The sequence below is a fragment of the Aestuarium zhoushanense genome (genome assembly GCF_056431045.1).
In genome coordinates this window covers 37,769-62,019 of sequence record NZ_JBWKMA010000001.1, presented here as the reverse complement: position 1 = coordinate 62,019, position 24,251 = coordinate 37,769, and the positions used below count along the sequence as shown (strand labels likewise).

Below are 24,251 nucleotides of genomic sequence, written 5' to 3'. Positions count from 1 at the left end.
CCTCGTCTTCAAATGATCAGGTCACCATGCGGGCCGGATTGCCGACGACCGTCGCGCCCGGTGCCACGTCCCGCAGCACCACAGCCCCGGCACCGACGATGGCGCCCTCTCCTATTGAAACGCCCTGGATCACTACGGCCCCGGTGCCGACATGTGCATTCCGGCCGATACGCACGCCACCGGACAGGGTCACCCCTGGGGCAAGATGTGCATGGGCCCCGATGGCGCAGTCGTGATCGACGATGCAGCCAGTGTTCAGCAGTGCGTTTTCCTCGACCGTGACCCCGGCCTGCAGGATCGCCCCGGCCAGCACCTGAGCTCCGTCGGTCAGCGTTACGTCCTCTGCCCGGATGACCGACGGGTGGACCATCGCTGGAAAGACAAACCCGCGCGCGCGCGCCGCGTCGAAGACCTTGCGCCGCAGCGCGGTCGAGCCTGTCGACCCCAGCCCGTTGACCAGCGCTACTCGCGCCGGGTCCAGCCCGTCCAGCGCCGCGTCATCGCCCAGCCAGAAACAGCCCTCCGGCCAGACCCCGGACGGAGCGGCGGGCGCGATGCAGCCGGTCGCCCGCAGGCCGAGGGCCGCAAGCAGTCCCAGCAGGGACCGCGCATGTCCGCCCGCGCCCATAAGCACCAGCCCGCCGGCCTCTGTGGTGGGCTGGCTCACAGCGCCTCGCCGTCCATCAGGGCGCGGGTCGTGACAGAGCCGATCGTATCCCACAGCGCCATGGGAGAAATCCCGTCGCCGGGGCGCTTGACCGCGATGTCATCTTGCGTCAGTACGTGACCCTCGGGAAGGTCGCGCGCCGCGAGAAGGCTCTTTCGGGCCACGGCGCGGTTAGCCACCTCGGCGGCGCCCGGCTGCTTGATACCCGTTCCCAGCGCGCGTTCCACCGCCCGCACGCCACGCACCAGCGAGGCCAACTCATCTGGTTCCATCGAAGCAGCATGGTCCGGCCCGGGCAGGGTGCGGTCGAGAGTGAAATGCTTCTCCAGCACGCAGGCCCCCAGCGCCACGGCGGCCAGGCTTACGGCCTCGCCCACGGTGTGATCGGAATAGCCAACCTGCACGCCAAAGGCGCGGCGCAGCGTCTCCATCGCGCGCAAGTTAGTATCTTCGACCGCCGCCGGGTATTCCGTGGTGCAATGCAGTAGTGTCACGCGCTCTGCCAGCACTGGCCAGACGGCGGGGTCCAGCAGCGCTTCGGCGAAATCGGCGCGGCCCCTGGGCTGCCCATCGCGGCACATGGCAAAGGCCAGAACGCCAAGTGCCTCCTCGACCTCAGCCAGGCTGCCCATGCCGGTGGACAGAATGATCTTCACTCTGGACCGCCCAGCGGCCAGCAGGAGCGGCGCATTGGTCAGTTCGCCCGAGCCGAGCTTGATCTCCGGCAGGGCAAAGGTGTCCGTAAGCAGCGAGAGGCTGTCGAGGTCGAAGGGCGTCGACAGGAAGCGCACGCCCTTTTCGGCACAGCGCGCCATGATTGTGTGATAACCCTCCAGCGACAGTTCCAGCCGCTGCAGCATGGCCAACTGGCTTTCGGCGCCGTCTGTGGTGCGGGTCTGATAGCTGGCCTTCTTCGCGCTGGGAGAGGCCAGTTTCGTGGCTTTGAAGGTCTGGAACTTGACGTAATCGGCCCCAGCCTCGGCGGCCTTATCCACCAGTGCCAGCGCGATGTCCATGTCGCCGTTATGGTTTACACCCGCCTCGGCGATGATGATGGTTCTAGGATCAGCCATTGGTTAGGTCCTCGAAGGATTTGCGGATCAGCGCCGCCGGATCGTTCACGGCGGCGAGATGCGACAGAATCCGCGGCGCGGCGTGGCCGTCGCCATAGGGATTTACCGTGCCGGACCAGTCACCGGCCAGCGCCATGTCGATGGCTGCGCGGATGGCCCCGGCCTTGGGCGCGCAGTCGATTACAGAGGTCGCGCGCACCCGCCGCGCCTGCCGGTCCCCGATGTTGATGGTCGGGATACCGAAACTCGGAGCCTCGTAAAGCCCGCTCGACGAATTCCCCAATACCAGGTCGCAGTGTTCCAGCGCCGAGAAATAGCGCGCCGAGCCGAGCGAGGCATGGAAGACGGCATGGTCACGCCCGGCCACCCAGGCACGGATAATCCCGTCCAGCTCCGCCGCACCCGGATCGGCATTCGACCCGGTGAAGATCAGTCCGGCCTGCGGATAGGCTTCCAGCGCGTCGAGCATGGCTCTCGCCATGGCGGCATTGTCGGCGGACAGGGTCGCCGGGTGGAGCGTGATGACGAAATTGCGTGCCTGGGGCTTCAGTACAACGCTGTCGAAGAACGTGGTGCGGCCCATGCGCGGCACCGCCAGAGCCAAATCGATCCCTGGGCTTCCGGTGACAAAGACACGCGCCGAGGGCTCGCCCATCTGGCGGACGCGGGTCGCGGCCTCTTCGGTGGTGGTGAAATGCAGAGCCGACATCTTGGTCACGGCGTGGCGGATGGAGTCGTCGAAGGCGCCCTCGGTAACGTCGCCGCCTGCGATATGTGCCACGGGGACCTTGGACAGCAGCGCCGCCGTCACCGCGCCGAGAATTTCATAGCGGTCGCCAAGCACCAGCATGAGGTCGGGCCGCGCCGTGGCAAGCACCGCGCCGACCCCGGCCACGGCACGCCCTGTCGCGGCACAAAGCGATGCGTCACTGTCCTGGCCCGAAAGCCCCATGTCGACGCGATGGCTGACGGTGAACCCCGCCGCTTCGATCGCCGCGACCGAGGTGCTGCCCGCCATCAGGTGCTGCCCCGTCACCAGGATCTCCAGCACGAACCGCGCATCGTCCCTGAGCAGCGCCAGCACGGGCATCAGCAGCCCCCAGTCGGCGCGCGTGCCCGAGACGGCCAGCACCTTCATGCCGCCGCTCCCCCGCGCGCGCCCAGGTAGGCCGACGACGGGATGTTCAGCACCCGCGCCTCCAGGTCCTCGGCCTGGGACAGGTCGGCGCGCGGATTGCCCGCATACATCGGCAGGCGATGCATCAGGGTCCAGATCGGCCGGGTCATGATCCCGGCATCGTTGAGCACCTGCAACAGGCGGTCGCGGTCCTGCGCATGGCCCGGGTCCAGCACCAGCGTCACCAGCCAGTTGTTCGACACCGACTCCTTCGGCGCGGTAAACAGCGTCGCGCCGTTCAGCCCGCGAAACGCCTCGGCATAGGCCTCGAACAGGCTCTGTTTCTGCGTAAGGCGCGTCTCCAGCTGTTCCAGCTGCGCCACCCCCAGCGCCGCGTTGAGGTTCGGCATGCGGTAGTTGTAGCCCACCTCGTCATGCAGGAACGCCCACTTGTGCGGCAGCTTCGCCGTGGTGGTCAGGTGCTTTGCGCGTTTCGCCAGCGCGGCGTCATTGGTCACAATCGCGCCGCCGCCGCCGGTGGTGACGATCTTGTTCCCGTTGAAGCTGACTGCGGCCACGGTGCCGAGGCTGCCACAGAGCCGCCCCTTGTAGGTGCTGCTAAGACTCTCGGCCGCATCCTCTACCACGATCATCGGCCAGTCAGCTATCACCGCGTCCAGCCCGTTCATATCAACCGGGCAGCCAAAGACATGCACTGGCACTACGGCGGCGATGCGCCGGCCGGTCTTGCAGTTCCAGGTCACGCCATCGCGGACCTCGGCCGTCTGTTCTAGATGCGCACGGAGCCGCACAGGGCATATGCCCAGCGTGTCATAGGCGCTGTCGACGAAGTGCGACACCGCACCGAGATGGCTGGCGGCATTCGCCGTGGCGACAAATGTCAGCGCGGGTACCAGCACCTCGTCGCCGGTTTGCACCCCCGCTACGATCAGCGCGATCTGCAACGCTGCCGTACCATTGGCCACCACCACACCGTATGAACAACCCGACAGCCGCGCCACCTCCGCCTCGAAGGCATCGACATAGGACCCTACGGAGGAGACCCAACCTGTATTGATACAGTCGAGCAGCAATTCCCGCTCGCGGCCATGGAATTCCGGCACATGCAGCGGCACGAACGCCTCCTCTGTGCCGATCACGCTCCTGATACGTCGCACTATGTCTTCTGCGAAATCCAAGTCATCCCCCACTCCCGGACCGTGCGCTCGGGATTTGCGTCACATGTTGTATTGGCCGGTCTTATATGCTGACAGGTTGGTAGGGTTCTGAAACCATTCAGCGGTCTTGGCAATGCCCTTAGCGAACCCGTCGCGGCCACCGTGCTCAGGCGCCCAGCCAAACAGGCGACGTGCCTTGTCAACTCCGGCGTAGAGACGTTCCACCTCGCTTTCGGCGGGGCGAAAACGTTCCTCGTCGGACACGATCTCGATCTCGACGCCCATGACCTCTGCTATTAGCGCCACAGTATCCTTGATGGAAATCTCGAAATCGGATCCGATATTAGTGGCCTCGCCAACGCAAGCGTCGCATTCCATCGCCTTAATGAAACCTTGCGCTGTGTCATGCACGAATGTGAAGTCGCGTGTTGGGCTGAGCGCGCCGAGTTTGATCTTGCGCTCTCCGGCGGCGATCTGGCTGATGATCGTCGGGATTACCGCGCGGGCGGATTGGCGGGGCCCATAGGTGTTGAACGGGCGGAGCACCGCCACCGGCGTGCCGAAACTCTTCTGGAAGGACAGCGCCAGCTGGTCAGCGGCCACCTTTGTGGCGGCGTAGGGCGACTGCCCATTGACCGGGTGTTCCTCGGTGATTGGCACGAATTGTGCCGTGCCATAGGTTTCCGACGTCGAGGTGGAGATCACCCGCTCGGTGCCCATACGCCGCGCCGCCTGCAAGACGTTCAGCGTGCCAGTGACGTTGGTCGCCACGTAGCTGTCAGGCGAATGGTAGCTGAAGGGAATGGCGATCAGCGCCGCCAGGTGTAGTACCGCGTCGCAGCCTTCCATTGCGTTGGCTACGCCGTGCGGATCGCGGATGTCTCCTGCCACCACTTCAAAATGGCCTTTCACATCCTCGGCGGGGCGATCCAGCCAGCCCCAAGAGTTCAAAGAGTTGTACATAACAAATGCGCGTGTCTCGTATCCCGCTCGAACCAGAGCCTCTGTCAGATGGGATCCGATGAAGCCATCAGCTCCGGTCACGAGAATTTTTTTGGAACTCATCTTTTAAAACCTCTTCCTCGGGTTTTCGGGATAGTTTGAGTTATCAAACAACACATAGACTTTCGTTCACCGAGAGGGGGCATCCAGCGCCCCCAAATATTGCGTGACTATTCAGGGCAATTTGAAGCGACACATTCCTGGATCTCTACTTCGTGTTGAAGCTTTTCGATTTCAGACTTAAGAGCCTCAAATTCTTCGATTTTCTTTTTCAAAAATCGTTTTGTAACATGAGCTTTGTGCACCAAACCTTTCGGCGTCAAAATATAGGCATATCGACGCTTATCTTCCGCTGCCGTGAAATTCCCTAATTTCACCAGTCCTTTTTCAATGAGCGCATTTAGAACGTAGTGCATGCCACCAACGCTCACGCCCACAGCCGCCGCGAGTTCTCGCTGCGACATTTCAGGGTTCTCTTGCAGAAGGCGAAGCACTCGAAAATGCGTGTCTTCCTGCAGCTTGGTGCGCTTGCTGGTTATTTTGTGATTTTCTCAGGCTACCGCACAAGGGCTGCCCGCTGGACGCCTTGTTGGATGCAAAGGTGATGACGAGAATAGGTTCCTCATCGTTCAGTTTTGAGCGATAACAAATGCCGCGTGCGCAAACAAGAGAAAAATTTAGAGGTACAAGAGGTTGTCGTCCTATCGCGCGCGGTAGTCGATCTGCGAGTTTGGCGCTCATATCTGGGCGGAGCCTTGCGTGGGAAGAGGCTACACTAGAACTGGGTCGCTACTGGCGCAACAACGTGCTGGGCTCGCTGAACGAGGTCGAAGCCATGGTGGGAGCGGGCTGCAAGCACAAGATATTTTACTCAACCTGTGCCACCTATGGCGACCAAGATGACATTGTGCTCGATGGGCAGAGCGCCCAGATTCCATTCAATGACTATGGCGCCTCAAAACGCTCGGTCGAGGAAATCTTGCGCGATTTTGGCGTGAGCCACGGCCTTGAGGCGGTGGTGTTTCGGTATTTCAATGTTGCAGGTGCCGACGTTGAAGTCGAAGTTGGTGACTGGCACCAACCAGAAACCCATCTGATCCTGGTGATGATCGAGGCCTCCGTTGACAGGCGGGTCGCCTTGTCCATACATGGTATGGACTATCCAATCCCAGAGGGACCTGCGCGCTCGACTATGTCCATGTGATGAATCTGGTCGACGTCCACATCAAGGGCCTGCAGTGGCTGCTCGAAGGCGAAGGCAGCCGGGTGTTTAACTTGGGAACAGGCACCAGTTTCTAGTTCAAAGAGATGATTGCCTAATGCAAGGCTGCCTCAGGTCATGACGTCCCGAACAGCTTTGGACCGCGCCGGGCAGGGATGCCGCGGCACTGGTTTCCGGCAGTCGGCGCGCGGCCTAGGAATTGGGTTGGTCGCCTGAGCGCCAGACGCTGCAGCATATGATTGCGGATGACTTGCGCCGGTATCAGAGGTGGCCACTCTGGGTAGCCACCAAATATCCCCAGAAAGTCACCAAAATCATCGACCTCGAACTTCCAACACCAAACGACGTTCAGAAAGCTCGCTTAAATATGAAACCCGTTAGCAAAGCCGTAATTCCTGTCGCCGGTTTCGGCACCCGTTTCTTGCCGGAAACCAAGGCCATACCGAAAGAGCTGTTGCCGATTGTGGACAAGCCGTTCATCCAGTATGCGGCCGAGGAAGCGATCGCGGCTGGGATTGACACGCTGATCTTTGTGACGGGACGCAAAAAGCGGCCGATCGAGGGCCATTTCGACAGCAATCAGGAACTTGAAGTTGCGCTCCGAGCCAAGGTCAAGACGGACCAGGCCGATATGGTGCGCAACATTTTACCGCAGGGTGTCGAATGCATCTTCGTTCGTCAGTCCGAACAGCTTGAACTGGTGCACGCCGTTTTATGTGCCGAGCGCGTTGTTGGAGATGATCCCATTGCTGTGTTGCTGGCCAATGACTTCCTGACCTACGAGGGTGCGGGCGTGACCGCCGATCTGGTAAAGGGTTTCGAGGCCTCAGGTCGCACGCAACTGTCGGTCATGGAAGTCAACGGCCCCGACATCTCGAAATACGGTGTGGTACAGCCCGGTGCCGCCGCTGGCAGTGTTGCGGGCCTTGTTGAAAAGCCAGTCTACGAGCAGGCGCCGTCCAACCTGGCCTCGATCGGCCGCTATGTCCTGAATCCTGACATCTTCAAGACCCTGTGTTGCCAAGCGCCTGGCGCAGGCGGTGAAATCCAATTGGCCGACGCGATCAACACCAAAGCAGCAGCCGGTCAGGTGGAAACCGTCACGCTGAACGGCCAACGCTTCGATTGCGGGTCCGTGAAAGGGTTCCTTGGGGCCATCATGCATGTGGCGCAGCGCTACGGGTTGGCATAGCCAGAACCTCGAGCCTCACAACGATTGTGCCGCGGGCTACCTCTTTGACCACATCTGATTGTGATGCTAGTCCGATAAAGACGCGACGGCGAAGTGACGCTAAACCGTCTGAACGTTAATTTTGGTGGGGTTTGCTATATGAAAGTATCCAAGAAAATTACTGTTATTGGGGGCTCAGGCTTTGTGGGCACTAATCTATGCCAAACGTTATCGGATCGCCAAATTCCGTTCGAAATAATTGATCTCAAACAAAGCCAACGGTTCCCTGAAAAGTGCAAAACCGGTGATGTGCGTGACCTCCAAAGTTTGCGTGAAGCAATCACCGGTGATGTTGTGATAAACCTTGCGGCCGTTCACCGTGACGACATTCGCGATAAGTCAGAATATGTGCGCACAAATGTAAACGGCGCAGAAAACGTCGCGAAGGTTTGCTCTGAGAAGAATATTAGAAAAATCGTGTTTACGAGCTCAGTGGCGGTTTACGGCTTCGCAGAGCCGGGCACCGATGAATCCGGTGCAATCAACCCGTTCAACGAGTATGGTAAAACCAAATATCAAGCTGAAGAAAAACTTCGTGAATGGCACTCATCTGGGGAAAATGAACTGATCATTGTCCGACCCACCGTAATTTTCGGTGAAGGGAACAGGGGTAATGTCTATAACCTGTTGAAGCAGATTGCCTCAGGAAATTTTGTAATGGTTGGTGGAGGAAAAAACCGCAAATCCATGGCATACATAGGAAACATTGTGGCTTTCCTTGAGAAGTGCATTGAAACAGATCGAAAATATGCGGTTTTCAATTATGTCGACACGCCAGACTTGGATATGAACACGCTTGTTCGCCAGGTTCGTAAAGTACTAAAAGGTAAGGACAGCGTCGGGTTACGACTTCCGTACTGGATTGGTATGATATTGGGCTATGCCGCAGATGGCTTTACGAGCATCACCGGGAAAAAACTTCCGCTGAGCTCCATACGTGTGAAGAAGTTTTGTTCATCGACCGCATTTGGATCAGCAAAAGAAGAGTTGGATGGTTTTACACCGCCTTTCGCACTCCAAGAAGGGATCGAACGAACTCTGAAGAGTGAATTTATCTCGCCAGATCCGAAGCGCGAGATATTTTTCACCGAGTAACCCTCCAAATTGAAAGTTACTTGGGGCTCAGGGGCGCTTGGAATGCCAGTCAAGCTATTTTTTCGAACTTGTTTGCCGAGAGACCCACTTGAGCCGAATGACTTTCGAACTCATTACCGAGTCAATTTTTACAATGACTTAAGGGGTAGAGAGGGTGCGATCCTAGACCCATCCCCTCCATCATAATTCTAATAAAAACTAACTCCAAACATTATGCTCCGCCTTCTCCAGGTACCGAGCCAAGACCTGCACCGACTTCCACCCACCGGCACGCATAATGGCAGCCGTATCATGTCCACGCTTGAGTAACTCCTGAGCCGCGCCCACTCGCAGAGAGTGGCCGCTGAACTCCTGGGCATCGAAGTCAGTATATCCGCTTCGCAAGGCCGCCGCCTTAATCATACGCCGCACCGTGGTTGTTTCTAATTCTCTGTTGATCGGCTTGTTTTTGTAGATCGGGCAGAAGAGCCATGAGATTTCGGAACCACGCCAAGCTTGCCATTCGTCGATCAACTCAGCGGTCCGTCTCGATGTGAAGGCGATGCGGCCTTGACCAAACGGGTCTGCTTTGCTCCGGCGGACGATCACCTGCAGGGTCCGGTCCTGACGAACAGTGAGGTCTTCGTCACGCAGGACCACGAGTTCGGATCGACGTGTTAGCAGTTCAAAGCCGAGTGCCATCATTGCCCTGTTACGAAGGCCTGTTGGCGTATCCGGTTCGGACGCTAGGAATAGGTCTAGATCATCGGCGGTAATTCCTCGTGCCTGCTTTGGCCGCGTCAGCTTTGATCGCCTCACGCGCCGGAGGGAAAGGTTGATATCCTCGTCATAGGTGGGATCTTCGAGACGTAACAGGCGATGGATTTTTCGGATGGCGTAGAGGCGGCGGCGCACGGTCGAGGCTGATTTCTCGCGTCCCTGATCCTCGATAAAGGCGCATACGATGTCGACCTCTGCGGGGAAGGGGAGGTGACCATGTTTTTGGCACCAGTCGACAAAGGCTTGAACGTCAGAGTAATATGCACGCATCGTTGAGGGGGCGTATGCGCCCTCAAGTCGATCAAACTCAGACCGCCAGTCGAAAGGTGTGACATGCATATTCATGTGTCACAATTTATGCCACTATGACAAAAGATGCAACAGGTTCTCAGCTAAGGGCGGCCCGAAATGCTCTTGCTTGGTCTTTGGAGCATTTGGCTGACATATCTGGTGTTTCGATACGTACACTTATCCGATATGAAGCTGTCGACGGTATTCCAGCCAGTCGTGGTGGAAACATGGCTATAATAATCTCGACGCTTGAATCCGCCGGCATCGAGTTCATCGGCACGCCCGACGACGCGCCGGGGATCCGCATTCATCGCAAATAAAATGCATTTTCCACGGGGACTGGACGCAACCCCGGTATCGCTCGGATAATGGAACCCAACTACCACGGAGGGTTTCCACATGTCCGAGACGCACATCATCCCGTCGACTGATCTCTACGCAGCCCAACTACCGAGCGACCCCGAGAAGGTCTTTGAGTTTCTCAGTGAGGCTGTCTCGGATGCACTAAGACCCGCGAATGCCTATGAGGCATACCTCGCGGGGCAAATTGCAGTGCTCGACGCGGAAATCCACCGACACCGGCAGATGTCCAACGCGCTCATCCAGAACGAGCTTGGCAATGAGGTAATCGTAGCTCTCACTGGTCATCGGTTGGCGGGGTCTCGCACCCCTGATGGCTTGGACTTAAGGGCCATTCATGATCCAAAGCGCGCCGAGGCCAAGTCGATTGCCGGCGACTTAAACTCAGACGATCCCGCCCGCGTGACACAGGCTAAGGCCCAACTGGCCGAGCGTGGCGTCGACCTCGCCCTCCTGACGGCGCGGGCCTATCAGGCCGCTACGGGGATTGCCGCGCACAATGACGCAATTGAGAGGCTTGAGGTGAGGCGCCGCCGCCTGCACCAAGATTTCGACCGGCTGGTGAGTGCCCGCGCGCAAGCCGCGACGCCCGTCCGCCAATGACAACCACGGCCCAACTCCACTCCAACCGAGCAAACGCGATCCAGTACACGGGCCCAGCTTCGGCGGATGGGCTGCGTAGGTCATCCCAAAATGCGCGGCGCCACGGCTTGTCGGGTGAGCCCAATGCGGAAGACATCTCTGCCATGGCCGAGGTGATTTTCGACGGCGCCTTGCCGGAATTGGGTACGGATCATTACGCCGTCGGCATGGCGCTCGCCACGGCAGAGGTAAGGCGTAGCCATGCCGCACAGCACCTGAGAGACGTCGAAGAAGAGCTGGCAAACCCAGATCCCGACGTTGATGACGTGAGCCGCCGCGTGGAGGCCATCATGGCCGACGTCGGCGCGGACAAGAAACGTGAAGGTCGGCGCCTCCTCGTGGGCCTGAAGCGCACCACGTCACAGGCCCGCGCCGAGAGACATCGCCTCGCCCTCCGGTACCTGTCAGAGGCCGAGGCGCAGGCCTCAAAAGCCCGACACCGATACGCGAAATACCTCATATCCCGAAACGAACCCAATTTCTACCATGAGGCGAGTTCATTTCCAGCTCGAGCGGGCCTCTTTCCTGCGTTTCCTGCGGCGCGCGATGAATTCGAGGTGCTTGACGAGGAGAAACACGAGCCCGAGGTGGTAGGGGACGGTCCCGAGGAAGATTGGCCAGGCATAGTCCCAGCCGCCAAAAATCCAGGCGAGGACGGCCACGGGGAAGGACCCCACAAACGAGATCATCGAGAGCACAAAAATCGGCAGCCCCGCGGCCCCGTCGACGCCGCCGATGACCGCGCCGAGGTCCATGAGGTATCCGCCAAAGATGAGGAGGAGCGAGAGCCCGAGGGCGATGCCGAGGAAGAGGGTCAATTTCAGATCCGAGATAAATGTCTGGCGACGCTAGACCCGCCATAGAATTCTTGGAAGCGGCGCAATCGGATAGAGCCGAGACGCGCAGCACAACCCCAAGTAGCTCACGCATGTACTGTACTCGAAACTCGGGCCAAATGCCCGATAACATGAGCTCCCGCCGCCCGCCAAATGAGGCAAAAGTGCCGCACCCCCTTGCCGCGCGCCCGCAACCTCCCATACCTTTCGGGGCAACTTAGGAGGCACTCATGGCACATTCACACGTCGATCCCGATGGCTTGATGGAATTTTCGGTGGTCTTTACGGATCGGTCGCTCAATCACATGTCGGCGGTGTTTCAGCAGGCGATGCGCGACATCTCGGGCATGCTTAAGGATGTCTACAAGGCGGATCACGTGGCTATCGTTCCAGGTGGCGGCACCTATGGGATGGAGGCCGTGGCGCGGCAGTTTGGGGCCGGTGCCCACGCTCTGATCGTGCGGAACGGCTGGTTTTCCTATCGCTGGACGCAGATATTCGACGCGGGTCAGTTCACGGCTCAGACGACCGTGTTCAAGGCGCGGCAGGCGGGCAATGACACCCGCGCGCCCTTCGCGCCTGCGCCGATTGAGGACGTGACCCAAGCGATCCGCGAGGCGCGGCCTGATGTGGTCTTTGCACCCCATGTTGAGACGAGCGCGGGAATTATCCTGCCCGACGATTACATCACGCAACTGGCGGCGGCCGCGCATGAGGTCGGGGCGCTGATGGTGCTCGACTGCATTGCGTCGGGTTGTGTTTGGGTCGACATGGCGGCGACGGGCGTAGACGTGCTGATTTCGGCGCCGCAAAAGGGCTGGTCGGCTTCGCCCTCGGCTGGCTTGGTCATGATGTCGAACCGTGCCAAGGAACGTCTGGATGCGACCACGTCTAACTCCTTTGCCATCGATCTCAAGAAATGGTCGTCGATCATGGAGGCCTATGAAAACGGCGGCCATGCTTATCACGCGACCATGCCGACGGATGCGCTGCGGGCGTTCCGTGACACGATGGTTGAGACGCGGGACTATGGTTTTGATAAACTCCGCGACGCCCAATGGGAGTTGGGCAATGCCGTGCGGGATATGCTGCGCTCAAAGGGGATCAAGTCGGTCGCGGCGGACGGCTATGGCGCACCCGGTGTGGTGGTGAGCTACACGGACGATCCGGACATCCAGAACGGCAAGAAGTTCGCGGCGCTTGGCATGCAGATCGCGGCAGGTGTCCCGCTGCAATGCGACGAGCCGTCGGATTTCCGAACCTTCCGTCTGGGTCTCTTTGGCCTCGACAAACTCTATGATGTGGCAGGCACGGTGGAGCGCCTGCGCGGTGTCGTTGATCAGGTGCTTTGACGCCTAAGTTTGCGCCGCGATCTGGTCGATGATTGAGACCCACGTTTCGGGCGGTTGCGCGCCCGAAACGACGTGCTGGTTCAGGACCACAAAGGTCGGAACTGAACTCACGCCCATCTTTCGAATTTGACTATCGCGGGCGCGGGTCGCGGTAAGGTCGTGATCGCTGTCGAGGCGGGACGCGACCTCGGGGCGGTCCATTCCGCAGGCCTCTGCAATATCGGCCAAGACATCGTGGTCGCCGATGTTCTGGCCGTTGACGAAGTATGCCTCGAACAGCTTTGCCACGACTTCGGTCTGGCATCCCTGCTGACCTGCCCAGTGGATTAGCCGATGCGCGTCGATCGTGTTGGGCGTGGTCTTGATGCCGTCAAAATTGATCGAAAGTCCCGCGTTGGCCGCCGCCTGAACCACGGGGGCGTAGGCGCGGGTAGCTCCTTCTGGGCCGCCGAATTTGGTTTCGAGATAGGCACGACGATCCATGCCTTCGGGTGGCATTGTCGGATTGAGCTGGAACGGGTGCCATTCGATGACGAACCCATGGTCAGGACGTTCCGCTAAGGCGCGGTCAAGGTGGGTTTTGCCGATATAGCACCATGGGCAAATCGGGTCAGAAATAACGTCCAGTTTGATCATGTGGCTCATTCCTATTGCTCTGACGTCACTTAGCGTTGACTGCTTGTTGCCGCTGACGGCCCAGACCTTGGACTTCCAATTCCATTACGTCCCCTTCGATGAGGAACCGTTGGGGTTTCATGCCCATGCCAACGCCCGAAGGGGTGCCCGTGGCAATGATATCACCGGGTAAGAGGGTCATGAATTGGCTCATATATGACACGATCTCAGCAACGCCAAAGATCATGTCGGATGTGTTTGAATTCTGCACCGTCTCGCCATTGAGTGACAGCGAGAGGGAAAGGTTATGTGGATCAGGCACCTCGTCTGCAGTCACCAGATATGGGCCGATCGGACCAAAGCTCGGCGCAGATTTGCCCTTGATCCACTGGCCGCCTTTTTCGATCTGAAACTCGCGCTCAGAGACATCGTTCACGGTGCAATAGCCCGCCACATAGGACAACGCCTCGGCCTCGGAGACATAAGAGGCGACCTTGCCAATCACCACGCCCAACTCGACCTCCCAATCGGTCTTGGTGGATTGGCGCGGGATGATGACGGGGTCAAACGGGCCAGAGAGAGCCGAGGAGGCCTTGCTGAAAATGATCGGTTCCTTGGGCGCATCCATGCCCGCCTCGGCCGCGTGTTTCGCGTAGTTGAGGCCGATGCAATAGAAGTTCGGAACCGAGGCGAGGCAGGCACCGATCCGCTCTGGATTTTCGATGACGGGCAGCGTGCTGAGGTCGATGGAACGGATCGCATTCAACGCGTCAAACCCCAACGATGGTCCCGCGAAATCCGTCACATGCCCAATCAGATCGCGGATCGCTCCGCTCTCGTCCAGAATGGCAGGTTTTTCATGTCCAACTGGACCAACACGCAGAAGTTTCATGGGCCTCTCCTCTTCCTTTGCGGGCACCATAGCAGTTTGATTTTGAATTCAAACTACGAAGCACGAGGCTATTCAGGGTAGTGAAATTCGATTAGATCAATGTCTATGGCACATGATCTGAACCTCAATGCGATGAACTATTTCGAAGCCGTGGCGCGTCTAGGGGGCGTGTCCAAAGCGGCCGAAGAATTGGGTGTCTCGCCTTCTGCTGTGAGCCAGCAGATCAGGCAGATCGAACAGCAATTTGGGGTGCGCTTGTTTCGTCGGGAAAAGCGGCGGTTGTTACTGACGCTCGACGGAGAACGCCTGTTCCAGACGACGACCCAAGCCTTTCGGATGATGCGTGATGTGCGATCCGCGATCCAGCGGCAGCGGGAAAATCGCCACTGCATTATGCGGGTATCTCCGTCCTTTGCGGTGCGCTGGCTTGGCCCTCGGATCAAACAGTTTATGGACGTGGCGCCGAACTGGGATTTGCGGATCGACGCGGCGCCTGATTTCTCGGACTTTGAGAGTGAGGTTGTCGACCTTGACCTGCGCTATGGCGAGGGCGGCTGGACGGGGTTGCACGAGGAGTGCGTGCTCCATGACTGTGTCCTGCCGATGTGTTCTCCCGACTACCTCGAAGAGCTGCGTGCGCAGTCTGATGATCCTATCGGTCAGCTTTTAAAGGCGCGGTTGATCGACTCTGTTAAGACCCATTACCGCTGGGATTTCTGGCTCGCACGCCAAGGTGTGATGGGTGAACGGATGGTCTATCCGTTGCGGTTCGACCGATCCTCAATGGCGATCCAAGTGGCGCGTGATGGGGGCGGGGTCGTGTTGGAAAGCACGACGCTGGCCCTCAACGAATTGGAGAGCGGTGCATTGGTCCCGCTATCGCCCGCGTTCGAGGTCATCCGTTTCCCTGCCTATTGGATCGTTTGCCCTGCGCGGCACATGAATCGCCGCATTGTGCGTCTGTTCTCTGACTGGATGCGGTCTGAGGGCAAAGCCCATGATGCGCGTGTGTCTGATGTGATTGGGTCGCTCGGATGTCGTGTGCGGGATGTAACAGGTCCCCAGGTTCCAGGTGTGGAGTTTGTGCCCCCTGAAACGAACTAACCCCCGATCTCTCGGGGGTTAGGGAGGATTAGTAGACCGTTAGGAACGGTAGATACGAGATCAGTAGCAAGACTAGGATGGACACCGCATAGAACGGGACCAAGGCCTTGACCACCGAGCCAATACTCGTCTGCGCAATGGCGGCCGAGATGAACAAGGTCGTGCCAACGGGCGGCGTGTATAGCCCAACCGCGAGGTTCACCACCATCATCAGGCCCAGCTGGACGAGGTCCAGACCGATGGCTTGCGCGATTGTCACGAACAACGGGCCGAGCAACAGAACCGCTGCAGGCAGGTCGAGGAAGGTGCCAACAATCAACATGATGACGTTGAGCGCGAGGATGACCATCCACGGTTCATGCAGCGCACCCGTCACCCACATGGCGAGCATTTGCGGTGTGCGTTCGGCAGTCAGCATCCACTGGATCGCGCTTGATGCCATGATGATGACCATCACCGCGCCCGTCATAACGCCCGTGTCGATCATCGCTTTCCAGATCTCTTTGGCGCTGAGGTCGCGGTAAATCACGCCCGAAACGAAGAGGGCGTAGGCCACGGCCATCACCGAAACTTCGGTCGGAGTTGCGATGCCAAAACGCAGGGTGCCGATGACGAACACAGGCATAAGAAGCGCAGGAATGGCGTGCACCAGTTGCGATTTGTAGGCGCGGAAGCCCCCCGGAAGCTTCGCAGTTGGCAGGTCCAAACGTTTGGACACAAAGTAGACGGCAGCGAACATGCCAACGCCCAACATGACGCCCGGGATGATGCCAGCGACGAAGAGGTCGATGATCGAGGTGTTGGAGACCAAACCATAAAGGATCAGCGGGATCGACGGTGGGATAAGGACCGAAACGGTCGACGACGACGCGTTCACAGCCGCGGCAAATCCAGCGGGGTATCCTTCTTTACGCTGCACAGGGATCAGCGCGTTACCGAGAGCCGAGGCATCCGCAACCGCAGAGCCAGAGACGCCACCGAACATCACCGAACCGATGATCGATACTTGGGCCAAACCGCCCTTCATGTGACCGACAAAGAGCTTTGCAATGTTGACGAGGTATTCGCCAAATTTGCCCGACATCATCAGGTTCCCCGCAAGGATAAAGAACGGGATCGCAAGCATCGGGAAGCTCTGCGTCGGCGAATACAGTCGCTGCGCAATCACTGCCATCGGCTTGCTGTTCGCCCAAAGAGCGATGCCAGTTGCGCCGATCATCGCTTGGGCCACGGGCACCGCGAGGATGAGAAGGAAGGGGAAAACCCAGATCAGGAGTTTGACCATTGTTTCCTCACTTAACTGTAGCTGACTTGCGATGCGTCATCCTGATCGCCGTTCACACCCAAGATGTTACGGATCGCGTTCAGGGCAGCATTCACAGCCATGCAGAAGAAAGCATAATAAAGGCTAATGTATCCCCAGTATTGTGAGACTGGGATTTCAGAGAGCCGTTGAAATTTCGAAGCGTTGATGATCGGCTGGCTCGTCACCAAGACCGAGATTGCGATCGCGCAGACAAGACAATTGACCAAAAGGGCGGCCCAGCGACGGATCGGATCGGGCAAGATGCCCATCAGCAGATCAACGGAAATATGGCGCGATTTGACAGAGGCGATAGCGATACCGCCAGCAACGAGCCACGGAAATAGGATGGAGTGGATTTCATAGGCCCACGCGATGCCTTCGCCCATGACGTAGCGCAAAAACACGTTCACCAAGAGCGCCAAAAAAGTAGCCAAGAGAGTGGCAAAGATAACCAAAGAGCCCGACCATTCAATCAGTCGGTCGATCCACCGCATTGCGGCGATCAGGGGGCGAACGACGCCGCCCCCGTTATTTTTATGTCGGCTCGACATTACTGAGCAGCCGCGCGCAGAGCGGCGATCAGGTCGCCGAACTGTGCTTCGTAAGTTGCGTAGACCGAAGCGGTTGCGTCGATGAATGCCTGACGATCTTCGACTTCAGCAAAGATAGCGCCTTCAGCTTCCATGGTTGCGCGCAGTTCGTTCGATTGGGTCAGCGACAGACCACGTTGGTACCAGCCAGCTTCTTTTGCAGCGGATTCGATGCAGTTCTGGGTGTCTGCGTCGAGGCCCGACCACCATGCCAGCGATGCAACAACCGGAGTCGATTCATACTTGTGGCCCGTCAGAGTGACGTAAGGGGTGATCTCGTGCAGTTTTGCCGAGTAGATGTTGGTCAGCGGGTTTTCCTGACCTTCGAATACGCCAGACTGCAGAGCGGTCGGCAGTTCGGACCATGCGAGCGGAGCAGGCGATGCGCCGAGTGCTTCGAAGGTTGCGATGGTGACTTCGTCCGACGGGGTGCGGATCTGCATGCCAGCGAGGTCAGCAGGGGTCGGAACGTTTTTGCCAGTGTGGGTTACGTGGCGGATGCCGTTGTCCCAGAAAGTCAGGATTTTCAGGCCAGCGTTTTGTGCTTTTGCGTCGAGCATTTCGCCCACTTCGCCGTCAACAACAGACCATACGGTCGGCAGGTCGGAGAAGAGGAACGGCAGGCCGAGCATGCCAGCTTCGGGAACGATTTGCGAGAGCGGACCTTGGGAGTTTGCAGAGATCTGGATGATGCCCGCAGCGGTCGAGGTCAGCATCTCAACGTCGTTGCCCATGGTTGCCGAAGGAGCAACGTTCACAGTGGTTGCGCCGCCAGTACATGCCGGAACGAGAGCTGCGAACATTTCAGCTGCTGCGTAACGCGGGTTACCTGGGTTTGCGCCGTGAGCAAAGATGATCTCGTCAGCGAATGCTGGTGCAGCAGAAGCGAGAATGGTTGCGCCCAGAATGGCCGTCTTGAGGGTGGATTTCATAGGTAGTCTCCCTTGTTGAACGAACGGTCTCCTCACCGTTCAGCCGGATGCCCGGCATGAAGTCGGCCAATCTGTTGACGGGCCGGAAGATAACGCGAACGGCCCAAGAAGTCAGGCCGTTCGCGCGAATAATCAGTGGATAAGTGACCCACCGTTCACATCGACCTCGGTGCCAGTGCAGTAGGCGGAGAGATCGGAGGCGAGGAACAAAGCGCAGCCAGCTACGTCGTCTGCAGTGCCGGCGCGGCCCATCGGGATGCCTTCGAGAACCGAAGCGCGCATCTCGTCGGTCAGTTTGCCGGCGGTGATGTCGGTTGCGATAAAGCCCGGGCAGATCGCGTTGAAGCGAACGTTGTCGGGTGCACATTCACGAGCCATTGCTTTGGTCAGGCCGAGGATACCTGCTTTAGCAGCAGAGTAGTGCGGGCCACCAAAAATGCCGCCGCCGCGCTGTGCGGATACCGACGACAGGTTCACAACGGAACCAGTTTTGCGGGCGCGGAAGTGCGGGATCAGAGCTTGGCTCATGTAGAGAGTGCCGCGCAGGTTCACGTCGAGAACTGCGTCGTAGTTGTCTGGCATGATGTCCATGATCTTAAGCGGCTGGGTGATGCCTGCGTTGTTCACGAGGATATCAACTGCGCCCCACTGTGCGATCAGTGCGTCTGCTGCTACTTGGCACGCGTCTTTGTCGACAACGTTGCAGGCCAGACCAACGTGGCCCGAACCCGGCAGGTCGGCTGCCGCTGCTTTGGCCTGATCTTCGTTCAGGTCGAGGATCGCAACAGTTGCACCATGCTCTGCAAAGAGTTTTGCGGTGGCTTTACCCAGACCGCGCGGCGAAGCAGCGCCGGTGACGATTGCAAATTTACCGTCTAGAAGTCCCATTTTCTTACCTTTCTTGAGACCGAGCCGTTACAGCCAGCTACGGATTTGTTCGGCGACCTTTGCTGTGCTCAGGCCGTACATGTCGTGCAGAGTGGGCAGTGCGCCCGCCTCTAGGAATTGGTCGGGGAGGCCGATTTGTCGGAACTTGGGAGTCACGCCATTCCGCAAGAGAGAGGTTGCGACGGCCTCGCCCAAACCGCCGATCACCGTGTGGTTCTCAGCAGTCACGAGAAGCCGGCCTTTGCCCGCCTCTGCGAGGATGGTTTCTGTGTCGAGCGGCTTGATCGTGGGGCAGTGCAATACCGCTACATCCACGCCGTCCTTCGCGAGAATTTCTGCCGCGTCGAGCGCGCGCATGGTCATGATGCCAGAGGTCACGACCAAAACGTCTTTGCCCTCGCGGATCATCTGAGCCTTGCCCAGTTTGAACTGGTAGTCAGGCTTGTAACGGGTCAGTACCGACGGCACCTGTCCGCGCAAGAGGCGGGCATAGACGGGGCCGTTGTGGTCGATCATCGCTGGAACCATGCCTGCAACGTCAGTCGCATCAGCAGGGTCAATGATGGTCAGGTTCGGCAAGCCGCGGAAAATCGCGAGGTCTTCGGTCGCTTGGTGGCTTGGGCCGTAGCCTGTGGTCAGACCGGGCAGACCACATACAATTTTCACCGGAAGGTTCTCTTCGGCGATCGCCATGCAAATAAAGTCATAAGCGCGACGTGATGCGAAAACAGCATAAGTCGTGGCGAACGGAATGAACCCTTCGTGTGCCATACCTGCGGCAGCGGATATAAGGAGCTGTTCCGCCATGCCCATTTGATAAAACCGATCAGGGAAGGCTTTCGCAAACACATGCAGGTCGGTGTATTTCGCGAGGTCTGCGGTCAGGCCGACGATCTTATCGTTCGTCTTGGCTGCTTCGACCAAGGCGTGGCCAAACGGCGCTGAAACGGTGTCATACCCTTCAGCAGCGAGCGAAGCGATCATCGCGCTGGTCGCAACCTTAGTCTCAGGTGCGATACGAGGCTCGTATTTACGGGCGCGGGCTGCGGCGGTCATGCGGGCATTCCTTCGTCCAGAATTTCAATCGCTTTCGCCCATTCGTCTGCCTCAACGCGGACAAAGTGGGTGATGTCGCGGTCCTCAAGGAACGGCACGCCTTTGCACATCTTGGTATTGCAGATGATTACGCGAGGGCAGTCGCCAGTGTGATTGCGTGCCGCGTCAAATGCAGCGACGAGAGCGTCGATATCGTTGCCGTCCACCTCTTGGGCGTGCCAGCCAAAGGCGGCCCATTTTGGGGCCTCGGGACCAACAGCCAATGCGTCACGGGACGGGCCGTCAGCCTGCTGGTTGTTGAAGTCAACGATGCAGATCAGGTTGCTCAGCTTCCATTGGGTCGCGGACATGACCGCTTCCCAAGTCGAACCTTCACCCAATTCGCCATCGGACATCAGGTTGTAGACAAACTGATCACCGCCTTTGCGTTTCAGACCCAACGCCATACCTACTGCGATGCCCAGACCATGGCCGAGCGAACCGCCCGTGATCTCCATCCCAGGTGTGTAGGACGCCATGCCCGACATCGGCATACGGCTGTCATCCATGCCGTAAGTGTCAATTTCGTTTTCAGGCAGAATGTTTGCTTCGATCAACGCAGCGTAGAGCGCGATTGCGTAGTGACCGATGGACAGAAGGAACCGATCACGGCCTTCCCATTCGGGATCTTCTGCGCGGTATGTCATCGCATGGAAATACGAGGTTGCCAGAACATCCGCCACGCCGAGCGCCTGCCCAACATAGCCTTGTCCCTGAACTTCGCCCATCAAGAGCGCTTTGCGGCGGATGCCCCAAGCGCGACGTGCAAGCGACACGTTCGACAGCGATTTCGCTGAAGTGTTTGTCATGTAACCTCCCAGAGCGGCGATGGTCTGCCGCGATTGGGGCGCAACATGGACTTGAACGGGGGAGACGCACAAGGAACGATTCTTAAAGAGATGTTTAGAATTTCTAAACAAACTTGATGCGGGTTTTGATTTCCCAGACGGCTGGGATTGGCTACGACTCCTGCCCAATCATTCGAGGCTGTTATCGTTAACAGTCTTCGGGAGGACTATGGAGGACATCATGAAGCTTGGTCTGGGCAGTTACGCCTATCGTTGGTCAATTGGCATTAAGGATCAGGTTCCAGCCAAGCCTTTGAATGCATTTGATCTTTTGGATCGCGCAGAGGCTCTTGGTCTTGAAATGGTGCAGTATGCGGACAACATGCCGTTGCACAAATATTCCGAGGCCGATCATCATCGCCTGTACGAAGTTGCGCAGGAAAAAGGTCTGATCCTTGAACTGGGCACGCAGTGTTTCGACCCCAATGAGGTAGATACCTACATCGAAATCGGTAAGCGCATTCACTCCAAGATCATGCGAGTCGCGCTTGATGAAGCCGACGGTCATATCCCTGTCGCTGAACTGGCAGAGCAGCTTCGCCCACGGGTCGATAAGGCACGTGCCGCGGGCATGAAGATCGCGATCGAGAACCACTTTAACTATCCGTCGCCGCGTATGGTCGAACTACTCGATACAGTGAACGACGATCACCTCGGTGTGTGTCTCGACGTTGCAAACTCGATCTGCGCGAACGAATGGCCCGAAGAGACCATCGCGATGCTCGCGCCGTACACAATTAACCTGCACCTTAAAGATTACGAAATCACACCCGATAAATACGGTGTTGGCTTCCGAATTCACGGCGTCCCACTCGGCCAAGGCCGCGCTCCGATTGAATGGACGCTGGATCAATTGAAACACTGCCCCGCTGACATGAGCGTCATTCTCGAACATTGGCTGATGATCGATCACGAGGGGCTCGACGCGGCAATTGCCAAAGAACAGCCATGGATCGAACAGACCGTTGCTGCCGCTAAAGACTTTGTAAAGGGACGCTAAGATGACCGAAGACATTCGCACTAAGAAACTCATTAACGCGCCCGAAGACATCATTTCTCACGCTCTCGAAGGGATGCTGTCCGCTCACCCTGATATGCTGACGGTCGAAGGCGCGACAGGTCGTGCTGTCGTTGCCAAAGATGGTCCGCGTGATGGCAAAGTCGGTGTCGTGATCGGCGGCGGTTCGGGCCACGAGCCCGCGTTTGCGGGCTACGTTGGTCGCGGACTTGCTGACGCGGCGGCTGTTGGGAACGTGTTTGCGTCCCCCTCGCCAGAGCAGATTATGGACGCTGCGCGCGCTGCTGATGGCGGCGCTGGCGTTATTTTCCTCTACGGGAACTACACAGGCGACGTTCTGAACTTTGATATGGCTGCCGAAGAATGCGAAAGCATTGGCGTACCCGCGCGCTCTGTTCAGGTGACTGACGACGTTGCCTCTGCGCCGAAAGGCCGTGAAGGTGAACGCCGTGGTATTGCCGGCGACTTCTTTGTTTTCAAAATCGCTGGTGCTGCCGCTGAACAAGGTCGCGACCTCGATGCCTGTTATGCTGCTGCGAAACATGCGAACGACAACTGTCGGTCGATGGGTGTCGCGCTAACTGCCTGTTCGATGCCGCAAACGGGCAAGCTGAACTTTGAGATCGGCCATGACGAAATGGAAATCGGCATGGGTGTTCACGGTGAGCCAGGGATGCGCCGTGGCAAACTCGAAACCGCTGATGAAGTGACCGACGAACTGATGGAAACCATCCTCAACGACATGCCTTTGGGGCAGGGAGATGAGGTGGCTGTTTTGGTCAACGGCCTCGGCGCAACGGGTCCGCTTGAACTCTACATCATGCATCGTCGGGTCGCGCAGATCCTCGGGGAACGCGGTGTGAAAATTCACTACTCTTGGGTTGGTGAATATTGCACTTCTCTCGAAATGGCGGGCGCGTCTGTTACCTTGCTGAAACTTGACGACGATCTGAAAGCGCTCCTCGACACGCCGTGCCGCACTCCTGCACTGACCGTCGCTGGTCAGCTAGAGCCGAAAGGCACCCGCACCAAACGTCACCACGAAGGTGCTGCTGAGGCTGCCGCCGTCGACATGAGCACCTTGGCCCAAGATGGTTCGGTCACACCTGAGATATTTCGCTCCATGATGCTCAAAGTTGCTGATGCGATCCGTGAAAACCGCGATTGGCTGTCCGAGTTGGACGGCGTGATTGGTGACGGCGACCACGGCATCACGATGGACATCGGTTGGACTGCTGTTCGCAAAAACATCGGTGAACCGCGAAACGAAACGATCACTGCAATCTCTGATCGTATGGCTAAATCGTTCCTTGATGCGGTTGGTGCGTCTTCGGGGCCGCTCTACGCGTCGGCATTCCGTAAGGCGGGTGAGGCCGTTGCGGATCGTTTGAACCTCGACGCATCTGCGATGGTGGCGTGGATCGAAGGCATCTGCGCTGGTATCCAGTCCCGCGGTGGTGCGCAGGTCGGTGATAAAACCATGATCGACGCATGGGTGCCTGCCGTTGCAAAAGCCAAAGAAGCCCTGCAATCGGGTGCTGATCTGGTTGGCTGCCTCGATGCTGCTTGTGCTGGTGCCCGCAATGGTCGCGACTACACGGCAACCATCGAAAGCCGTCGTGGTCGTTCGGCTAAACTCGGCGAACGGTCCTTGGGCCACATGGACCCGGGTGCTGCTTCGGCGGTCGTCGTGCTCGAAGCAATACGTTCGGTCGCGGCTTAATCGACCCACATGAACAAACAAAAACGCCCGCTGAAAAGCGGGCGTTTTGCGTTTAGTACCGAGCTTCATAAGGACAAATACCAGCTCTAGCCCGAGCGTTCTTCATTTAGTTAAACTTCTAGTTGACGGAATCTAGGGCCAAAACTTAACCTTGAGTAGCCATAATGGCTGATTTTAGGGGGAACCAATGAAGAAACTTCTACTTGCTACGGCTTTTGTATCGTTCGGAACCGCAGGTTTTTCTGAAACCATGCAGCCCAAGATGTCTCCGGAAGAGTTTGTAAGTATCTCGACGCAAGCTGCACCTGACGTTTCACCAAGCGCTCAAGGCGCGTTAGTTATTGCTATTATCATTGGTGCGTTTGCGATTGTCGCTGGAGGTGGGTCTGCAGCTCCGCTACCAAACTAATTGTTT

The 24,251-nt window shown here is 58.2% G+C and carries 26 protein-coding genes; 11 read left to right on the top strand and 15 right to left on the bottom strand.

The features are described 5' to 3' along the window. Positions 1-16: 16 nt before the first annotated feature. The 6 genes from AC07ED_RS00300 to AC07ED_RS00275 form a co-directional block, all read right to left on the bottom strand. Complete coding sequence (locus AC07ED_RS00300) at positions 17-667, bottom strand: acetyltransferase (RefSeq protein WP_158664588.1); 651 nt, start codon at positions 665-667, stop codon at positions 17-19. Then, positions 664-1,740: an N-acetylneuraminate synthase gene (neuB, locus tag AC07ED_RS00295; RefSeq protein WP_105236576.1), complete on the bottom strand. Its 1,077-nt coding sequence runs from the start codon at positions 1,738-1,740 to the stop codon at positions 664-666. Before neuB ends, AC07ED_RS00300 begins: the two co-directional genes overlap by 4 nt. Continuing rightward, entirely contained in the window at positions 1,733-2,878 is a 1,146-nt protein-coding gene (neuC, locus tag AC07ED_RS00290; protein WP_105236575.1) for a UDP-N-acetylglucosamine 2-epimerase, read from the bottom strand. The genes neuB and neuC overlap by 8 nt, the downstream gene beginning before the upstream one ends. After that, positions 2,875-4,056, bottom strand: a complete 1,182-nt coding sequence (locus AC07ED_RS00285; RefSeq protein ID WP_105236574.1) for a LegC family aminotransferase — start codon at positions 4,054-4,056, stop codon at positions 2,875-2,877. Before AC07ED_RS00285 ends, neuC begins: the two co-directional genes overlap by 4 nt. A gap of 39 nt (positions 4,057-4,095) precedes the next feature. Next, a complete protein-coding gene (locus AC07ED_RS00280) occupies positions 4,096-5,100 on the bottom strand; it encodes an NAD-dependent 4,6-dehydratase LegB (RefSeq protein ID WP_105236573.1) in 1,005 nt (334 codons plus the stop codon). A 107-nt stretch (positions 5,101-5,207) separates the two neighbouring features. Next, entirely contained in the window at positions 5,208-5,555 is a 348-nt protein-coding gene (locus AC07ED_RS00275) for a MarR family EPS-associated transcriptional regulator (protein ID WP_478241695.1), read from the bottom strand. Positions 5,556-5,767: 212 nt separating this feature from the next. On the opposite strand from AC07ED_RS00275, the gene AC07ED_RS00270 reads away from it, so the two are divergent. From AC07ED_RS00270 to AC07ED_RS00260, 3 genes are all read left to right on the top strand, one after another. Further along, positions 5,768-6,241: an NAD-dependent epimerase/dehydratase family protein gene (locus tag AC07ED_RS00270; RefSeq protein WP_245918237.1), complete on the top strand. Its 474-nt coding sequence runs from the start codon at positions 5,768-5,770 to the stop codon at positions 6,239-6,241. Between the two features lie 253 nt (positions 6,242-6,494). Next, positions 6,495-7,451: a UTP--glucose-1-phosphate uridylyltransferase gene (locus AC07ED_RS00265; protein WP_245918234.1), complete on the top strand. Its 957-nt coding sequence runs from the start codon at positions 6,495-6,497 to the stop codon at positions 7,449-7,451. Between the two features lie 138 nt (positions 7,452-7,589). Continuing rightward, positions 7,590-8,585: an NAD-dependent epimerase/dehydratase family protein gene (locus AC07ED_RS00260; protein WP_105236760.1), complete on the top strand. Its 996-nt coding sequence runs from the start codon at positions 7,590-7,592 to the stop codon at positions 8,583-8,585. 198 nt (positions 8,586-8,783) lie between these two features. Here AC07ED_RS00260 and AC07ED_RS00255 read toward each other — a convergent pair whose 3' ends face one another. Continuing rightward, positions 8,784-9,689: a tyrosine-type recombinase/integrase gene (locus AC07ED_RS00255; protein WP_105236571.1), complete on the bottom strand. Its 906-nt coding sequence runs from the start codon at positions 9,687-9,689 to the stop codon at positions 8,784-8,786. A gap of 20 nt (positions 9,690-9,709) precedes the next feature. Between AC07ED_RS00255 and AC07ED_RS00250 the strand changes: the two genes are divergently transcribed. From AC07ED_RS00250 to AC07ED_RS00235, 4 genes are all read left to right on the top strand, one after another. After that, positions 9,710-9,955: a helix-turn-helix domain-containing protein gene (locus AC07ED_RS00250; protein WP_158664587.1), complete on the top strand. Its 246-nt coding sequence runs from the start codon at positions 9,710-9,712 to the stop codon at positions 9,953-9,955. Positions 9,956-10,034: 79 nt separating this feature from the next. Then, positions 10,035-10,598, top strand: coding sequence for a hypothetical protein (locus tag AC07ED_RS00245; RefSeq protein ID WP_105236570.1), 564 nt, complete (start codon positions 10,035-10,037; stop codon positions 10,596-10,598). Positions 10,599-10,741: 143 nt separating this feature from the next. Further along, complete coding sequence (locus AC07ED_RS00240; protein ID WP_158664586.1) at positions 10,742-11,500, top strand: hypothetical protein; 759 nt, start codon at positions 10,742-10,744, stop codon at positions 11,498-11,500. Positions 11,501-11,703: 203 nt separating this feature from the next. Continuing rightward, positions 11,704-12,825, top strand: a complete 1,122-nt coding sequence (locus AC07ED_RS00235) for an aminotransferase class V-fold PLP-dependent enzyme (RefSeq protein WP_105236568.1) — start codon at positions 11,704-11,706, stop codon at positions 12,823-12,825. A gap of 3 nt (positions 12,826-12,828) precedes the next feature. Here AC07ED_RS00235 and AC07ED_RS00230 read toward each other — a convergent pair whose 3' ends face one another. Both AC07ED_RS00230 and AC07ED_RS00225 read right to left on the bottom strand, forming a co-directional pair. Continuing rightward, positions 12,829-13,461 carry a DsbA family oxidoreductase gene (locus AC07ED_RS00230; RefSeq protein WP_478241630.1) on the bottom strand — a complete coding sequence of 211 codons (633 nt, stop codon included), beginning with the start codon at positions 13,459-13,461 and terminating at the stop codon, positions 12,829-12,831. A 25-nt stretch (positions 13,462-13,486) separates the two neighbouring features. Continuing rightward, positions 13,487-14,332, bottom strand: a complete 846-nt coding sequence (locus AC07ED_RS00225; RefSeq protein ID WP_105236566.1) for a fumarylacetoacetate hydrolase family protein — start codon at positions 14,330-14,332, stop codon at positions 13,487-13,489. 105 nt (positions 14,333-14,437) lie between these two features. Here AC07ED_RS00225 and AC07ED_RS00220 point away from each other — a divergent pair, with 105 nt between their 5' ends. Further along, positions 14,438-15,436: a LysR family transcriptional regulator gene (locus AC07ED_RS00220; RefSeq protein ID WP_105236565.1), complete on the top strand. Its 999-nt coding sequence runs from the start codon at positions 14,438-14,440 to the stop codon at positions 15,434-15,436. A 28-nt stretch (positions 15,437-15,464) separates the two neighbouring features. Here AC07ED_RS00220 and AC07ED_RS00215 read toward each other — a convergent pair whose 3' ends face one another. The 6 genes from AC07ED_RS00215 to AC07ED_RS00190 form a co-directional block, all read right to left on the bottom strand. Continuing rightward, positions 15,465-16,721 carry a TRAP transporter large permease gene (locus AC07ED_RS00215; RefSeq protein ID WP_105236564.1) on the bottom strand — a complete coding sequence of 419 codons (1,257 nt, stop codon included), beginning with the start codon at positions 16,719-16,721 and terminating at the stop codon, positions 15,465-15,467. A gap of 11 nt (positions 16,722-16,732) precedes the next feature. Continuing rightward, complete coding sequence (locus tag AC07ED_RS00210) at positions 16,733-17,236, bottom strand: TRAP transporter small permease subunit (RefSeq protein WP_158664585.1); 504 nt, start codon at positions 17,234-17,236, stop codon at positions 16,733-16,735. 56 nt (positions 17,237-17,292) lie between these two features. After that, the gene (locus AC07ED_RS00205; protein WP_105236562.1) at positions 17,293-18,264 is read right to left on the bottom strand and encodes a TRAP transporter substrate-binding protein; all 972 of its coding nucleotides are present in this window, start codon (positions 18,262-18,264) and stop codon (positions 17,293-17,295) included. A gap of 132 nt (positions 18,265-18,396) precedes the next feature. Further along, positions 18,397-19,152, bottom strand: coding sequence for an SDR family NAD(P)-dependent oxidoreductase (locus AC07ED_RS00200; protein WP_105236561.1), 756 nt, complete (start codon positions 19,150-19,152; stop codon positions 18,397-18,399). A 27-nt stretch (positions 19,153-19,179) separates the two neighbouring features. Further along, complete coding sequence (locus AC07ED_RS00195) at positions 19,180-20,208, bottom strand: transketolase family protein (RefSeq protein ID WP_105236560.1); 1,029 nt, start codon at positions 20,206-20,208, stop codon at positions 19,180-19,182. Further along, entirely contained in the window at positions 20,205-21,056 is an 852-nt protein-coding gene (locus AC07ED_RS00190) for a transketolase (RefSeq protein ID WP_105236559.1), read from the bottom strand. The genes AC07ED_RS00195 and AC07ED_RS00190 overlap by 4 nt, the downstream gene beginning before the upstream one ends. A 220-nt stretch (positions 21,057-21,276) precedes the next feature. On the opposite strand from AC07ED_RS00190, the gene AC07ED_RS00185 reads away from it, so the two are divergent. From AC07ED_RS00185 to AC07ED_RS00175, 3 genes are all read left to right on the top strand, one after another. Further along, complete coding sequence (locus AC07ED_RS00185; RefSeq protein WP_105236759.1) at positions 21,277-22,095, top strand: sugar phosphate isomerase/epimerase family protein; 819 nt, start codon at positions 21,277-21,279, stop codon at positions 22,093-22,095. A gap of 1 nt (position 22,096) precedes the next feature. After that, a complete protein-coding gene (gene dhaL / locus AC07ED_RS00180; RefSeq protein ID WP_105236558.1) occupies positions 22,097-23,836 on the top strand; it encodes a dihydroxyacetone kinase subunit DhaL in 1,740 nt (579 codons plus the stop codon). Positions 23,837-24,023: 187 nt separating this feature from the next. Beyond that, positions 24,024-24,245 carry a hypothetical protein gene (locus AC07ED_RS00175; protein ID WP_105236557.1) on the top strand — a complete coding sequence of 74 codons (222 nt, stop codon included), beginning with the start codon at positions 24,024-24,026 and terminating at the stop codon, positions 24,243-24,245. Positions 24,246-24,251 lie beyond the last annotated feature (6 nt).